Source organism: Acidovorax sp. FW305-C-20-28, from assembly GCF_058783375.1.
Genome location: NZ_JBYSYM010000013.1, coordinates 140,604 through 155,331, shown reverse-complemented (window position 1 = coordinate 155,331; position 14,728 = coordinate 140,604). Strand labels below are relative to the sequence as shown.

Genomic DNA, 14,728 nt, shown 5'->3' with positions numbered 1-14,728 from the left:
CCAGGAGAGGACTCGAACCTCCACGATGTTACTCGCTAGTACCTGAAACTAGTGCGTCTACCAATTCCGCCACCTGGGCTTTCAGATCAGATTTGAATTATAGAACGTTTTTTGGGGTCGCCAGGAAATTTGCCAACTTTTTTGAAAATTGTTGGGGGCCGCACGGGATCGCCTGTTGGCAGTGGCGCTGATCACGTGGGTGCACGCGGTGCGTGGAGAGTGCCGGGAGGCAAGTGGTGTGGGGTAGTGTATTGCCCACTCCGGCTCACTGCGAAGATGTGTGCGGTGCGTGCGCGGAAAATAAAAAAGCCGCTGTGGATACAGCGGCTTCTTCAATATTTCGAAAACCAGCACTGGTTCTCGTTAAACTTGGTGCCCAGGAGAGGACTCGAACCTCCACGATGTTACTCGCTAGTACCTGAAACTAGTGCGTCTACCAATTCCGCCACCTGGGCATTTCAGGAAAGACTCAGATTGTATATCAAAAAAACCACCCCCAGCACTTCGTCTGCACATTTGTCGGATGAAATTGAAGGAAGCGTGCAGGGGCACCGTGATGGCCATGGTTTCGTCGTGCGTGATGACGGCGAAGGCGACATCTATATCCCCCCCAACGAAATGCGTGCCGTGCTGCACAAGGACCGTGTGCGCGTGCGCATCGTGCGCCAGGACCGCCGTGGCCGTCCCGAAGGCCGCGTGGTCGAGATCATCGAGCGCCCGCCCCAGCCCATCATCGGCCGGCTGCTGCAGGAAAGCGGTGTCTGGCTCGTCGCCCCCGAAGACAAGCGCTACGGCCAGGATGTGCTGATCCCCAAGGGCGCCACCGGCGCCGCCAAGCCCGGCCAGGTGGTCGTGGTCGAACTCACCGAGCCGCCGGCCCTGTTCGGCCAGCCCGTGGGCCGCATCACCGAGGTGTTGGGCGAAGTCGACGACCCCGGCATGGAGATCGAGATCGCGGTGCGCAAGTACGGTGTGCCGCACGAGTTCTCGGCCGAGTGCCTGGCCCAGGCCAAGGCCCTGCCCGACAAGGTGCGCGCGCAGGACAAGAAGCGCCGCGTGGACCTGACCGACGTGCCCCTGGTCACCATCGATGGCGAGGACGCGCGCGACTTCGACGACGCCGTGTACTGCGAGCCCGCGCGCGTGGGCCGCGGCAAGGGCTGGCGCCTGCTGGTGGCCATTGCCGATGTGAGCCACTATGTGGAGACCGGCAGCGCCATCGACATCGACGCCTACGACCGCGCCACCAGCGTGTACTTCCCGCGCCGCGTGATCCCCATGCTGCCCGAGAAGCTGTCCAACGGCCTGTGCTCGCTCAACCCCGAGGTGGAGCGCCTGTGCATGGTCTGCGACATGCTGGTCACCGCCAAGGGCGAGGTGCATGCCTACCAGTTCTACCCGGCCGTGATGTTCAGCCATGCACGCTTCACCTACACCGAGGTGGCGGCCATCCTGGCCAACACGCGCGGGCCCGAGGCGAGCAAGCGCAAGGAGCGCGTCAAGGACCTGCTCAACCTGCACGACGTGTACCGCGCGCTGCTGGTGGCGCGCGGTCAGCGCGGCGCGGTGGACTTCGAGACCACCGAGACCCAGATCATCTGCGACGAGAACGGCCGCATCGAGAAGATCGTGCCGCGCACGCGCAACGACGCACACAAGCTCATCGAGGAGGCCATGCTGGCCGCCAACGTGTGCAGCGCCGACTTCATCGCCCAGGGCGGCCAGCCCGGCCTGTTCCGCGTGCACGAAGGCCCCACGCCCGAGAAGCAGGAGATCCTGCGCAACTACCTCAAGGCCATGGGCGTGGGCATGAGCATCGGCGACGATCCCAAGCCCGGCGAGTTCCAGGCCATCGCCGAGGCCACCAAGGACCGGCCCGACGCCCAGCAGATCCACACCATGCTGCTGCGCTCCATGCAGCAGGCCATCTACACGCCCATCAACAGCGGCCACTTCGGCCTGGCGTTCGAGGCCTATACCCATTTCACCAGCCCCATCCGGCGCTACCCGGATCTGCTGGTGCACCGCGTGATCAAGGCCATCCTGGGCAAGACGCAGTACAAGCTGCCCTCGCTGCCCACGCCGGGCGAAGCCCATGCCAAGCTGGCCAAGCGCCTGGCTTCGCGCGTGGCGGCGCCCGGCATGAAGCCGCGCAAGGACGTCAAGCCGCCCAGCCGCGAGACCCAGGCCTGGGAGGCCGCAGGCCTGCACTGCAGCGCCAACGAGCGACGCGCCGACGAGGCCAGCCGCGACGTGGAGGCCTGGCTCAAATGCAAGTACATGCGCGAGCACCTGGGCGAGGAATACAGCGGCGTGGTGAGCGCGGCCACGAGCTTCGGCATCTTCGTCACGCTCGATGCCATGTACGTCGAGGGCCTGGTGCACATCACCGAGCTGGGCGGCGAGTACTTCAAGTTCGACGAGGCGCGCCAGGAACTGCGCGGCGAGCGCACGGGCATCCGCTACGCCATCGGCGCACGCGTGCGTGTGCAGGTGAGCCGCGTGGACCTCGATGGCCGCAAGATCGACTTCCGGCTGGTGCGCGAAGGCGAGGAGCTGGTGGGCCGGGCGCTCAAGGACAAGGGCGTGCCGCAGGATGGCCACGGGGGCTCCGGCAAGGGGCCGCGCAAGGGTGGAAGCGGTGGTCGCTCCAAGGCGAAAACCGCCGATCCGTCGGCCACCGAGATGGCATCGCTCACGCGCGAGCGTGCGGCGCGCTCGCCGATCCAGGAGCTCAAGGCCTCGGTGAAAAAGGCCGCCGCCAAGGGCAAGGCCGGCAGCAAGGGGCGCAAGCCGCGCCGCGGCTGAGTCGTTAGCGGCCGAGCCCCGCCCTGGGGTGGTCCGCATGCCACCGCCGCCCGGCTGCGGGCGGGGTGGCTTTTTCGCTTCATCCCGTGTGGGGACCGCCTGTGGGCTCGAACGGCAATCCTGCATATTGCTCTGCCAGTGCCAGCTGCGCTGCTGGGCTGCTGCGCAGGTACTCCAGCTCGTGTTCCTGGGCCCGCTGGTCGAAGGCCGTGCTGTCGGGAAAACGGTGCAGCAGGTTGGTCAGGTACCAGGAGGTGCGCACCGAGGCCCAGACGCGGCGCAAGGCCATGTCGCTGTAGCCGTCGAGCAGGGCTGCTGAGCCGGTGCCGTAGAAGTGGGCCAGCGCCCGCGAGAGGTAGAACACGTCCGACACGGCCAGGTTGAGCCCCTTGGCCCCGGTGGGCGGCACGATGTGCGCCGCATCGCCCGCCAGGAACAGCTGGCCGTGGCGCATCGGCTCGGCGACATAGCTGCGCAAGGGGGCGATCGATTTCTCGATCGACGGACCGGTGGCGATGCGGTCGGCCAGCTCGCGCGGGTAGCGGGCCTTGAGTTCGTGCCAGAAGCGCTCGTCCGGCCAATCCTCGGTGCGTGTGTCCAGTGGCACCTGCAGGTAGTAGCGGCTCAGTGTGGGGCTGCGCATGGAGGCGAGTGCAAAACCGCGCGGATGGTTGGCGTAGACGATGTCCGGCAGTGGTGGCGTCTCCGAGAGAATGCCCAGTCAGCCAAAGGGATAGACCTTTTCGAATTCGCGCAGAACATTTGCCGGGATGGCCTTGCGCGATACACCGTGGAACCCGTCGCAACCTGCGATGAACTGGCAGTCCAGGCGCTGCATCTGACCTGCGTGCTCGAAGCTGACGTACGGGTGTGCGCTGGTCACGCCATGCAGGGCAACCTGCTGCGCTTCGTGGACGACGCGGGCCGAGCGGGCGTCGCAGGCCGCGTGCAGGTCTTCCTGGATCTGCGTCTGCCCATAGGCCACGAAGCGCTTGCCCAGGTGCTTGCGCACGTCGATGAAGAAGCTCTCGCGGCCGGCCCAGGCGACCTGCATTCCGTCGTGCGCATGGCCCTCGCGGTCCAGGCGTTCGCCCAGGCCGCAACGGCGCAGCAGATCGACCGTGCCTTGCTCCAGCACACCGGCACGGATGCGCGATTGGACCTGTGCGCGGCTGCGGTGCTCCAGCACCACGCTGTCCACCCCCGCCTGGTGCAGCATATGGGACAAAAGCAGGCCTGCGGGGCCGCCACCGATGATGGCCACTTGGGTTTTCATGATGATTGGTTTTCCAGAAGGTTTCTGAGCGGCGACACGCACGCCCGCCTCGAAAATCTACGCAAAACACCTTCTGCGCAGAAGCCAGGGCAGGCTTATAGTGATCAGAGTTTCTTATCAATGGACCCATGACGCTGCAGCAGTTGAAGGCCTTTTTGGCGGTGGTCGAATGCGGGAGCTTCCGGGCCGCGTCGCGCCGGCTCGGCATGTCCCAGGCCGGCCTGACGATGAGCCTGAAGGCGCTGGAGGCCGCGCTGGGCGTGCCCTTGCTGCGCCGGTCCGTGCAGGGCGCCGTGCTGACGGAGCAGGGCGAGCGGCTGCTGCCCCGCGCCCGGCTGATCACGCGCGAGGCCGGCAAGGCCGAGGAGGATGCGCTGCAGGCCCTGCATGCCGAGGCGGGCCACCTGGCGGTCGGCCTGGGGCCCACGCCGGCTGCCGTTCTGCTCCCCCTTGTGGTGCCGGAGTTCCATCGCCGGTTTCCGACGGTGCAGCTGCGCCTGTTCAGCGGCTTCTACGAGCAGTTGCTGCCCGAGCTGCAGCAGGCGCGCATCCAGCTGGCGGTGACCGCCGTGCCCGATGGTGGCGTGGCTGCGGGTTTCGAGGTGCGACGGCTGTTCCGCAGTGCGCTGGTGGTGATCGCCCGGCGCGGCCATCCGCTGGCGCAGGCGCGCAGCCTCCAGGCCCTGCAGGGGCAGGAGTGGGTGCTGCTGGGGCCACCGGGCGGGCCCGGGGGCACCGTGCTGCGTTTCCACGCGGAGCAGGGCCTGCCCATGCCCCGGGTGGCGGCCACCTGCGAGTCCTTTTCGCACCTGGCGCCCTTGCTGGGCGGCACCAACTGGCTGGCCATGGTGCCCGCCGCCATGGTGGACCGCCAGTTGCTGGGCGATGGCATGGTGGCCCTGGCCATTGACGAGCATCCGCCCAGCTTCGACAACTGCCTGGTCTACCGCGCAGATACCCCGCTCGCGGGCGTGGCCGACACCTTTGCAGGGATGTGCCAGTCGTTCTCGCGCGTGCTGACCGGCGGTGCCAGCGATGCGGTCATCGGGCAGGCCAGGGGTGTGCGCCCCTGAGTCTGCCGCCGGCCCTCTTCACCGCGCTGCCTGGGCCTGGGAGGCGCCCAGGGGCCTTTGCTGCGAGAGGAAGTCCAGGTAGCGCTGTGCGGTATCGCCCGGGGCTTCCATCATGGGCAGGTGGCCGATGCCTGGCAGGGGCTCGATGCGTGCGCCAGGCAGCAGACCGGCGAGCGTCCTGCTTCCAGAGATGTCGAAGACCCGGTCCTGTTCGCCCCACAGCGCCAGCACGGGCTGCGGCAGGCCCTGGGCCAGGCGCTGCTGCAGCAGGTACCTGTCCTTGAGCTGCGCGTCCCACAGCCGCGCATTGGAGGCCGCGTTGCGTGTGGCGGTCTGCTCGCTGGCATGCAGGATGGGGTAGGGCAGGAAAGGGCGTTTCTCGAAGACCAGGGCCATTATGGCCTCGAACGCGGCGGCATCGGTGGCCACCAGCGGGCGCTGCCCGGCGTCGACGAGCTCGTCCATGCGGCTCGGTCGGGGCGAGCGCAGGCCGTGGGGTGCGCCGATGAAGGCCACGCTCGCCACGCGTTCGGGGTGATCGCGCGCCAGCAGCGCGGCGATGGTACCGCCCATGGAGTTGCCGGCCAGGTGGGCTTTCTCGATGCCCCAGGCGTCCATGAGTGCGAGCAGCCGCACCACGTGGGCTGCGTAGTCGTAGGGCAGGGATTCGTCGCGCGTGCTCTCGCCAAAGCCGGGAATGTCCGGCACGATCACACGGTAGGTCGCCGTGAGCGGGCGGGCAAAATCCGCCCAGTGGTCCTTCTCGGCAAAAATGCCGTGCAGCAGGATGACGGGAAGCCGGTTGCCGGTGGGCGCCGCGCTGTCCAGGTAGTGCACCTCGTGCTCGGGGATCCGCGCCGTGTGGGCGGAGAGACCCGACAACTGGCGGTTCAGTCCCAGCAAGGGTTGCTGGAACAGCTGGGGTGCAGCGTAGTAGAGGAGGGTGGTGGCCAATGCGATGGCTGCTGCAGTGGCAACAAGGATGCGCTTCAAGAACAGGTCTCCGGTGCGTGGGGATCGTTGAAGGCTACCGGGAGCATGGTGTGAAGACTTGCATGTTTGGGCTATGCCGGCGCACAGCAGGCTGACCCTGGGTGGGGACCGGGCCCTGTATGTCGGCAGCCTGCCGCCCACGGGCTGGCACGGCCATGCGGCGCCGGTGCTGTTGATCGGCCTGTCGGGCCGCTTCGCCCTGCACCTCGCGAGCGGCCGGGTGGAGCACTGCCACAGTGCCCTGGTCGATGCGGGCGTGCAGCACCTGCTGGACCCTTGTGGCGAGCAGGTGGCGCTGATGTACTTGGAGCCCGATTCGCGCGAGGCGCGCAGCCTGCGCCAGCCCTTTGCCGTGCACGGCGGCGTGATCCCGGACGTGACCATCCCCGTGCGCGCGCGCAGCACCATGGAGGCCTACCTGCGCGAGTTCGATCTGCCCGCCCTTCTGCGGCTGCGCTGCGACCCGGGCAGGCCGCTCGATGCGCGTGTGCAGCGCAGCTTGCAGCTGCTGCGCCAGCCGGGCGAGGTGCGGCTCGGGCGCGAGGCGCTGGCAGCGGGCGTGCAGCTGTCGGCCTCGCGCTTCAACCACCTGTTCAGCGCCGAGATGGGCGTCAGCCTGCGCAGCTACCGGGTCTGGTCGCAGGTGCGCCTGGCCATGGCGGGGCTGGCGACCAGCCCGCGCCTCACGGATGCGGCGCTGCACGGCGCGTTCTCGGATTCGGCCCACTTCAGCCGCATGTTCCGCCAGACCTTCGGCATGACACCGTCGAGTGTGCTCAAGCCGCTGAGGGAAGTGGTGCTGGTGCGCTGAGTTTTCTTTCTCAGGCGTTCAGGCGCCGTGCCAGCGCACTGGCCGTGAGGGCCTGATCCGCGGGCCAATGGTCTGCCGCCAGGCCATGGGCGTAGACGGCTTCGCTGGCTGCACGCAGCGCGCTCGCGCCGGCAGCCAGGCGCGCGCCGAGCATGCCCGCCAGCACATCGCCCGTGCCGGCCGTGGCCAGCCGGCCATTGCCCGTGGGGTTGATGGCGGGCACGCGGTCGGCGGCACTCACCACGGTGCCCGAGCCCTTGAGCACGGCCACGCAGTTGAATTGCGCCGCCAGTTGCTGGGCCGCGTCGAGCCGATCGGCCTGCACCTCGGCGGTCGTCAGGCCCAGCAGGCGCGCCGCCTCCAGCGGGTGCGGCGTCAGCACCGTGGGCTGGCCATGCTGGCCGCGCGCCACCACCAGCGCGTGCAGCGCGGCATCGCGCGCGATGAGGTTCAGGGCATCGGCATCGAGCACCAGGCGCGCCGCATGCGCAATCACTTCGCGCAGCACGCTGCCCACGGCCTCGCCGCCGCCGCAGCCGCACACCACGGTGAGTTCGCGCAGCTCCAGCGCGGCAAAGCGGCGCAGCATCAGCTCGGGTTGCTGCGGGTCCACCTCCAGGTGGCCGGCATCCAGCAGTGCCACCAGCACGCGTCCCGCGCCCTGGTGCAGCGCGGCCGAGGCCGCCAGCAGGGCTGCGCCGCCCATGCCCATGCCGCGTTGGGCCAGGCCTTCGCCGCCCACCACGGCCACATCGCCATGGCTGCCCTTGTGGCTGGTGTGCAGGCGCGCTGCAGCCAGGGGCGGACCGCTGAGCCAGGCGTTGGGGGGCTCGTGGCCAGGCGCCACGCCCAGGTCGTCGAGCCAGACGCTTCCCGCCGCATCGCGCCCGGCGCCGGTGAACAGGCCGGGCTTGAGCGTGAGCAGGCTCAGCGTGTGGCGCGGCGAGGGGGCGTGGTGCACCGGGGGCTCGGACACCAGGCCGGCGCCGAACTGGCCGGTGTCCGCGTCCAGGCCCGAGGGCAGGTCGACCGCGAGCACCGGGGCCGGGCTGGCCTGCAACTGGCGCAGGCAGGCCAGCAGGCCTTCGTTGGGGGCGCGCGGCGCCACGCCGGGTGCTGCGGCGGCGAAGCCGATGCCCAGCAGGGCGTCGATGCACAGGTCCGCTGCGGTCAGGTCATCGGGCGCGGCCTCGGCCCATTCCACGCCAGCGGCCAGGGCCCGCTCCCAGGACTGGCGCGCATCGGGCGGGGCGGTTTCGGGGGTGCCCAGCCAGGTCACCACCACGCGGCGCCCGGCCAGGCGCAGGTGCATGGCGGCTTCCAATCCATCGCCGCCGTTGTTGCCCGCGCCGTAGGCGATCCACACTGTGCGCGCATGGGGTGCCAGGGCCTGCGCCAGTTGCGCCACGGCCAGGCCGGCGCGCCGCATCAGCGTGTGCGGCGGCAGGGCTGCGGCAGCCTCGCGCTCGATGCGGCGCGTGGCGGCGGTATGGTGCAGGGCATGGGGGCGCTCGGGGGTGATGCGGTGCATGCGCGCATTGTGCGCCGTCAGCGCCTGCGCCGGGATGGCGGCGTGTCTGCTGGGGCCAAGTTGCCGTACAGCTCCTCGCTGCGCTCGCGCAGCAGGCCGAGCACGCGCTGCGTGGCCGGCGACAGGTAGCCCGTGCGCCGGTGCGTCACACCCAGCATGCGGCGCAGCGTGGTGGCGGGCAGGGCCACCTCGCGCAGCGCGGCACCACGCTCCAGTGCCAGGGTGTGGCGCGAGACGAAAGTCAGCAGTTCGGTGCGCGCCACCATGCGCGGCAGCAGCGCGATGGAGCCGCTTTCGAGCCGCACCTCGGGCGTGGGCAGCCCGCGCGCGCTGAAGGCCAGGTCCAGCCACTGGCGGCTGGGGATGTGGGCGCTGGGCAGGGCCCAGCCGTAGTCGAGCAGGGTGCGCTGATCCAGCTTGCGCCGGCGGAACACTGGGTGTGTGCGTGCCGCGGCGACCACCACCACGTCTTCCACCAGACCGTGGGATTCGAGCTCGGGGTCGCCATCCACGGCCAGGCCCACCAACAGGTCGAGCTGGCCCTGGCGCAACTGAGTGCGCAGCTCGGCGCTGGGCCCCACCACCACGTCGATGCGCACGCGCGGCGCCTCGGCCAGCACCGCACGGCACAGCTCGGGCACCAGGTGCTCGGCGGCGATGGGCCCGCTGCCCAGCGTGACCTGGCCGGCCGCACCCTCGGCGAAATCGCGCACCTCGCGCACCAGCTCGTCGCTGGCCGAGCGCAGCAGGCTGCAGCGCGCCAGCAGCACCTCGCCCACGCGCGTGAGGCGGATGCCCCGGCCCGCGCGCTCGAACAGCGGGCTGCCGATCAGTTCTTCCAGCCGCTGGATGCACTTGGTCAGCGCAGGCTGCGAGCGGCCCACCGCCTCGGCCGCTCGCCCCAGATGGCCCAGCCGCGCCACGGTTTCGAAGAAGCGAAGGTCGCGCAGGTGCAGGTCCATCGATTCATATCCCAAAGTGATGATTTGATGATCATTATCGAATGGACGGAATGAATGGCGTTTTCCAGAATCGCGCTCCATGACCTTCCAGATCTTTGTGACCGCGCCCCGCCTGGCACCTGCCGGCCTGGCGCTGCTGCAGCAGCAGGGCTGCAGCGTGCACTTCCTCGACGACGCCAACAGCAGTGCCGAGGTGCTGGCCCGCATGGCGGCCACGCCCTTCGATGCCGTGATCTCGCGCACGGTGGACCTGCCGGCCGCCGCCATTGCCGCCTGCCCCAGTCTGCGCGTGATCTCCAAGCACGGCGTGGGCGTGAGCAACATCGCGGTGGAGGCCGCCACGCGCCAGGGCGTGCCGGTGTACGTGACCCCGGGTGCCAATGCCGCCTCGGTGGCAGAGCTCACCATCGGCCTGATGCTGGCCGCGGCCCGGCGCATCGTGCGCCTGGACGGCGAGCTGCGCGCTGGCCGCTGGACGCGTGCGCAGGACGGCCTGCAACTGGCCGGTCGCCGGCTGGGCCTGCTGGGCTTTGGCCAGGTGGGCCAGCGCGTGGCACGCGTGGCCCAGGCCCTGGGCATGCAGGTGCATGCCTTCGATCCGGCGCTGCAGGGCCCATCGCCCGTGCCCGGCGTGCAACTGCATGGCGCGCTTGCGCCGCTGCTGGCGCTGAGCGATGTGCTCAGCCTGCATGTGCCCCTGAACGCCGCCACGCGCGGCCTGATCGATGGCGCGGCGCTGGACCGGCTGCCCCCCGGCGCACTGCTGGTGAACACCGCGCGTGGCGAGGTGGTGGACGAGGCCGCCCTCATCGCCCGCCTGGCCGATGGCCGCCTGGCCGGCGCGGGCCTGGACACCATGGCCACCGAGCCGCTGCCCGCCGGCCATGCGCTGGCGCAATTGCCCACGGTGGTGCTCACCCCGCATGTGGGCGGCTCCACCGCCGCCGCGCTCGATGCCATGGCCGAAGGCGCTGCGCGCAATGTGCTGGGCTACCTGCAAGGCCAGCCGCCCGATGTGCGCAGCTGCGTCAACCCCCAAGTCCTTTCCACCCTTTCCCTTCCCGCGTGACCGATATGACCCTCGACTCCACCTCCCCCTGGCCCCCTGGCTATGCCGTGCGCCCCCGTGTCCAGGCCATCGATGCCGACCTGGTGGCCGCCTTCCGCTCCGTGCCTGCGGCCCATGCCAGCGACTGCCTGGGCCGCGGCGTGGGCGCGCTGGGCCTGGCGGCCTACCACGGCGACCTCAAGCTCACGCTGTGCGGGCCGGCCATCACGGTGCGCGTGCGCCCGGGTGACAACCTCATGATCCACGTGGCGTTGCAGATGGCGCAGCCTGGTGACGTGATCGTGATCGACGGCGCGGGCGACCCCACGCAGGCGCTGATCGGCGGGCTCATGCGCACCACGGCCGTGGCGCGCGGCATTGCCGGCTTCGTGGTGGATGGCGCCATCCGCGACCTGGTGGAGTGGGCCGAGGGCGGTGTGGCCGCCTACGCGCGCAGCCACACGCACCGCGGCCCCAGCAAGGACGGCCCGGGCGAGGTCAACGTGCCGATTGCCTGCGCGGGCATGAGCGTGGCGCCCGGCGACCTGGTCCTGGGCGATGCCGACGGAGTGCTCTGCGTGCCCGCGGCCCAGGCCGCCGCCTTGCTGCCCCTGGTGCGTGCCCATGCAGCGCGCGAAGACAAGATCCGCGCCGGCAACCAGGCCGGCACGCCCGACCCCGAGCGCTTCAACGCCCTGCTGCGCCAGAAGGGCTGCCCGGTCTGATTCCCGTGAACGACAACAAGGAGACAAAAGCATGCAACGACGTGATTTCCTGGCAGCCACCGCGGCTACCGCTGTGCTGGGCTCTGCCCGGGCTCAGGGCTACCCGGCGCGGCCCCTGCGCTTCGTGGTGCCGTTCCCGCCGGGTGGCGGCACCGACACCACGGCGCGCCTGATCGCCGAGAAATTCAGCTCCCTGCTGGGCTGGACGGTGGTGGTGGACAACAAGCCCGGCGCGGGCGGCAACATCGGCCTGGACTTCGTGGCCAAGGCGCCCGCGGACGGCTACACCATCGGCATGGGGCAGGCGGCCAACCTGGCCATCAACCCCTCGTTGTACGCGAAGATGCCCTTCGATCCGCTCAAGGACCTCACGCCCATCGTCTCGGTGGCCGACCAGCCCGTGGTGCTGGTGGTGCGTGCCGATTCACCGCTCAAGACCCTGGATGATTTCGTGAAAGCTGCCAAGGCGCGCCCCGGCAAGGTGGGCGTGGCGCAGGCCGGCAATGGCACGGTGGGCCACCTGGCGGGCGAGTTGCTGGAGCGGCGCGCCGGCATCGAACTGCTGCAGGTGCCCTACAAGGGCGCGGGACCGGCCATGACCGACCTGCTGGGCGGCCAGGTGGAGACCTACTTCGGCAACACCGTCTCGGTGATGGGGCAGTTGGCGGGCGGCAAGATCCGCGCGCTGGCCGTGAGCTCGGCGCAGCGCGTCAGCGCCTTGCCCAAGGTGCCGACGGTGGCCGAGCAGGGCTTTGCGGGCTTCGACGCCACCACCTGGCTGGGCCTGGTGGGCCCGGCCGGCATGCCGGCCGATGCCGTGGCACGCCTCAATGCCGAGGCGCAGAAGATCCTGGCCCGTGCCGATGTGAAGGAGAAGCTCGCGCACGAGGGCAGCGAACCCACGCCGGGCACGCCGCAGCAGTTCGCCGCCCACATCAAGGCCGAGCATGCCAAGTGGGGCGCGCTGATCCGCGAGGCCAACATCCGCATCGAATGACGGGCTTGCCATGACCGCTGCCCCGACATTGGCAACCACGCCCTCTGGCGGCTCGCGCACGGTGGCGGCCGGCACGCCGCGCCGCCTGCGGCCCATACTTTCTTTGGGGGATTTCGAGCCCGCCGCACGCCGCCTGTTGCCGCGCCCGGTGTTCGGCTACGTGGCCGGCGGCTGCGAGACCGATGCCTCGCTGGCCGGCAACCGCAGCGCGTTTGCCGACTATGGCTTCGTGCCGCGCGTGCTGCAGGGCGTGGCCGGGCGCAGCCAGGCCACCACGCTGTGGGGCCGCACCTGGGCCTCGCCCTTCGGTATTGCGCCCATGGGCATGTGTGCGCTGGCCGCCTACCAGGGCGACCTGGCACTGGCGCAGGCCGCGAAAGACGCCGGCATTCCCATGGTCTGCAGCGGCACCGCGCTGACCACGCTGGAGGCAGTGCGCCAGGCCCACCCGGACGCCTGGTTCCAGGCCTACGTGCCGGGCGAGGTGGCGCGCATCGAGGCGCTGCTGGAGCGCGTGGTGCGCGCCGGCTACGGTACCCTGGTGGTCACGGCCGATACCGCCGTGTCGGGCAACCGCGAGAACCATGTGCGCGTGGGCTTTTCCAGTCCGCTGCGGCCCAGCCTGTCGCTGGCCTGGCAGGGAGTGTCGCACCCGCGCTGGCTGCTGGGCAGCTTTGCGCGCACCTTGCTGTGCCACGGCATGCCGCATTTCGAGAACTCGCAGGCCACGCGGGGTGCGCCCATCCTCTCGCGCGATGCGGTGCGCGACTTTGGCGCGCGCGACCACCTGGGCTGGGAGCACCTGCGCCGGATCCGCCGGCTGTGGGCCGGGCGCCTGGTGGTCAAGGGCATCCTCAGCGTGCCCGATGCCCAGGCCGCGCGCGACTGCGGTGCCGACGGCATCATCGTCTCCAACCACGGCGGGCGCCAGCTCGATGGTGCGGTCTCGCCCCTGCATGTGCTGCCGCAGATCGTGGCGGCCGTGCCTGAACTGCCGGTGATGATGGACAGCGGTGTGCGCCGGGGCAGCGATGTGCTCAAGGCCCTGGCCCTGGGCGCCTGCTTCGTGTTCGTGGGCCGGCCCTTCCTGTATGCGGCCGCGGTGGCGGGCGAGGCCGGTGTGCGGCACGGCATCGACCTGCTGCAGCAGGAGGTCCACCGCAACATGGCGTTGCTGGGTGCGCAGAGCCTGGCGGACCTGCGCGACGGGCGTGTGGTGCCGCTCTAGAACCTGCGCATGCCCAGCCCGTCCAGCTCCACGGCTGGGCTGCGCTGTGCCACCAGGTCGGCAACCGCGCGCGCGCTGCCGCTGGCCAGCGCAAAGCCGCTGCTGCCGTGGCCGGTGTTGAGCCACAGGCCCGGGATGCCGCTGGCGCCGATCACGGGCGCGCCATCGGGCAGCATGGTGCGCGCGCCGCGCCAGGCCTGAATGCCCGTGGAGAGCTGGGCGCCGCCCGGGAACCAGTCGTTGAGCGTGTGGTACAGGCGTGCCAGTGTGGGGGCATGGTGCTCGGCATCGGCGCTGCCCAGCTCGGCCCCGCCGGCCACGCGCACGCGCAGGCCCAGGCGGGTGATGCTGATCTGCTGCTGCACGTCCACCACGCTGGCCTGCGGGGCGTGCGTGTCCTCGCGCAGCGGCGCGCTGATGGAGTAGCCGTACACCGCCGTCAGGGGCAATGGCAGTCCGATGGCCGGCAGCAGTGCGGCCGAAGCCATGCCGGCGCACAGCACCACGGCGTCGAAGCGGTGGGTGGCGGGATCGCCCTGCAGCACCACCCCCGTGGGGTTGGTGGACAGGCGCTGCACGCGCGTGCCGAAGGCGAATTGCACGCCCCCGGCCTGCGTGCCCTGGCGCAGCAACTGGGCGAACAGCCGGCAGTTGCCCGATGCGGCGCCGGGCAGCGCAATGGCGCCGGCCAGCGGCGTATCGGGGCACAGGCCGGGCTCCATCTTCCGAGCGGCTGCGGCATCGATCTCCTGCACCGCCACGCCGGCATCGCGCAGGCACTGCAGCATGGGCTGCAGTGGAGCGCGGTCCTGCTCGGTGCGCAGCAGCAGCAGGCGCCCGGGCGTGCCTTCGAAATCGAGTTCGTGCTCGGCCGCGATCTCCAGCGTGCGTGCCAGGCTGTACTGGGCCAGGCGCTCCAGTGCGGTGGCGGGGCCGGGGCCGCGCCTGGCCAGGCGTTTCCAGTGCCACAACCAGGCGACATCGGCCCGGCCGAAGCCCTGGCCCAGGCGCACGCTCGATTGGGCGCCCATGAGCCGCGGGGCGGGTGCCATGCCCGGCAGGGACCAGGGAGTGGGCAACACGGGGGCCAGCAGGCCGGCGGCGGCAAAACTGGCATCCTCGGCAGCGGCGTTGCGCTGCTCGAAGACGGTGACCTCATGGCCGTCACGGGCCAGTTCATAAGCAGTGGTGACGCCGATGATGCCGGCGCCCACGATGGCGATCTTCATGAATGGGGAGTATGGATGGCGTTTGCTGCTTTGCAGCAAACGGTCAC

11 protein-coding genes, 2 tRNA genes and 1 pseudogene are annotated in these 14,728 nt (G+C 70.2%); 7 read left to right on the top strand and 7 right to left on the bottom strand.

Features of this window, described 5'->3' with window-relative positions:
- Both AC3WOH_RS16660 and AC3WOH_RS16655 read right to left on the bottom strand, forming a co-directional pair.
- Positions 1-79 (bottom strand) — tRNA-Leu (locus tag AC3WOH_RS16660).
- A gap of 291 nt (positions 80-370) precedes the next feature.
- A tRNA-Leu gene (locus tag AC3WOH_RS16655) sits at positions 371-455 on the bottom strand.
- A 19-nt stretch (positions 456-474) separates the two neighbouring features.
- Between AC3WOH_RS16655 and rnr the strand changes: the two genes are divergently transcribed.
- Complete coding sequence (rnr, locus tag AC3WOH_RS16650) at positions 475-2,808, top strand: ribonuclease R (RefSeq protein WP_492230414.1); 2,334 nt, start codon at positions 475-477, stop codon at positions 2,806-2,808.
- A gap of 79 nt (positions 2,809-2,887) precedes the next feature.
- Here rnr and pobA read toward each other — a convergent pair.
- A pseudogene (gene pobA / locus AC3WOH_RS16645) lies at positions 2,888-4,084 on the bottom strand (4-hydroxybenzoate 3-monooxygenase).
- 128 nt (positions 4,085-4,212) lie between these two features.
- On the opposite strand from pobA, the gene AC3WOH_RS16640 reads away from it, so the two are divergent.
- Positions 4,213-5,157, top strand: a complete 945-nt coding sequence (locus AC3WOH_RS16640; protein WP_492230413.1) for a LysR substrate-binding domain-containing protein — start codon at positions 4,213-4,215, stop codon at positions 5,155-5,157.
- Positions 5,158-5,175: 18 nt separating this feature from the next.
- Here AC3WOH_RS16640 and AC3WOH_RS16635 read toward each other — a convergent pair whose 3' ends face one another.
- A complete protein-coding gene (locus tag AC3WOH_RS16635) occupies positions 5,176-6,150 on the bottom strand; it encodes an alpha/beta fold hydrolase (protein ID WP_492230412.1) in 975 nt (324 codons plus the stop codon).
- A gap of 73 nt (positions 6,151-6,223) precedes the next feature.
- Here AC3WOH_RS16635 and AC3WOH_RS16630 point away from each other — a divergent pair, with 73 nt between their 5' ends.
- On the top strand, positions 6,224-6,961 hold the full coding sequence (locus tag AC3WOH_RS16630) for a helix-turn-helix domain-containing protein (RefSeq protein WP_492230411.1): 738 nt from the start codon (positions 6,224-6,226) through the stop codon (positions 6,959-6,961).
- A 10-nt stretch (positions 6,962-6,971) separates the two neighbouring features.
- Here the strand turns inward: AC3WOH_RS16630 and AC3WOH_RS16625 are convergent, their stop codons facing one another.
- A complete protein-coding gene (locus AC3WOH_RS16625; protein WP_492230410.1) occupies positions 6,972-8,492 on the bottom strand; it encodes an NAD(P)H-hydrate dehydratase in 1,521 nt (506 codons plus the stop codon).
- Positions 8,493-8,509: 17 nt separating this feature from the next.
- Complete coding sequence (locus AC3WOH_RS16620) at positions 8,510-9,454, bottom strand: LysR family transcriptional regulator (protein ID WP_492230409.1); 945 nt, start codon at positions 9,452-9,454, stop codon at positions 8,510-8,512.
- 79 nt (positions 9,455-9,533) lie between these two features.
- On the opposite strand from AC3WOH_RS16620, the gene AC3WOH_RS16615 reads away from it, so the two are divergent.
- The 4 genes from AC3WOH_RS16615 to AC3WOH_RS16600 are packed head-to-tail and all read left to right on the top strand — an operon-like array spanning position 9,534 to position 13,452.
- On the top strand, positions 9,534-10,523 hold the full coding sequence (locus AC3WOH_RS16615; protein ID WP_492230408.1) for a hydroxyacid dehydrogenase: 990 nt from the start codon (positions 9,534-9,536) through the stop codon (positions 10,521-10,523).
- Positions 10,524-10,528: 5 nt separating this feature from the next.
- On the top strand, positions 10,529-11,227 hold the full coding sequence (locus AC3WOH_RS16610) for an RraA family protein (protein WP_492230441.1): 699 nt from the start codon (positions 10,529-10,531) through the stop codon (positions 11,225-11,227).
- 31 nt (positions 11,228-11,258) lie between these two features.
- Positions 11,259-12,224 carry a Bug family tripartite tricarboxylate transporter substrate binding protein gene (locus AC3WOH_RS16605; RefSeq protein WP_492230407.1) on the top strand — a complete coding sequence of 322 codons (966 nt, stop codon included), beginning with the start codon at positions 11,259-11,261 and terminating at the stop codon, positions 12,222-12,224.
- Positions 12,225-12,234: 10 nt separating this feature from the next.
- Entirely contained in the window at positions 12,235-13,452 is a 1,218-nt protein-coding gene (locus AC3WOH_RS16600; protein WP_492230406.1) for an alpha-hydroxy acid oxidase, read from the top strand.
- On the opposite strand, the gene AC3WOH_RS16595 is transcribed toward AC3WOH_RS16600, so the two are convergent.
- A complete protein-coding gene (locus AC3WOH_RS16595) occupies positions 13,449-14,681 on the bottom strand; it encodes an FAD-dependent oxidoreductase (protein WP_492230405.1) in 1,233 nt (410 codons plus the stop codon). The two genes, AC3WOH_RS16600 and AC3WOH_RS16595, sit on opposite strands and share 4 nt — an antisense overlap.
- Positions 14,682-14,728 lie beyond the last annotated feature (47 nt).

Bases quoted from the DNA above. Each gene is read 5' to 3' on its own strand.
- AC3WOH_RS16640 (WP_492230413.1), top strand. From the start codon at position 4,213: ATGACGCTGCAGCAGTTGAAGGCCTTTTTGGCGGTGGTCGAATGCGGG.
- AC3WOH_RS16630 (WP_492230411.1), top strand. From the start codon at position 6,224: ATGCCGGCGCACAGCAGGCTGACCCTGGGTGGGGACCGGGCCCTGTAT.
- AC3WOH_RS16625 (WP_492230410.1), bottom strand. From the start codon at position 8,492: ATGCACCGCATCACCCCCGAGCGCCCCCATGCCCTGCACCATACCGCC.
- AC3WOH_RS16620 (WP_492230409.1), bottom strand. From the start codon at position 9,454: ATGGACCTGCACCTGCGCGACCTTCGCTTCTTCGAAACCGTGGCGCGG.
- AC3WOH_RS16615 (WP_492230408.1), top strand. From the start codon at position 9,534: ATGACCTTCCAGATCTTTGTGACCGCGCCCCGCCTGGCACCTGCCGGC.
- AC3WOH_RS16610 (WP_492230441.1), top strand. From the start codon at position 10,529: ATGACCCTCGACTCCACCTCCCCCTGGCCCCCTGGCTATGCCGTGCGC.
- AC3WOH_RS16605 (WP_492230407.1), top strand. From the start codon at position 11,259: ATGCAACGACGTGATTTCCTGGCAGCCACCGCGGCTACCGCTGTGCTG.
- AC3WOH_RS16600 (WP_492230406.1), top strand. From the start codon at position 12,235: ATGACCGCTGCCCCGACATTGGCAACCACGCCCTCTGGCGGCTCGCGC.
- AC3WOH_RS16595 (WP_492230405.1), bottom strand. From the start codon at position 14,681: ATGAAGATCGCCATCGTGGGCGCCGGCATCATCGGCGTCACCACTGCT.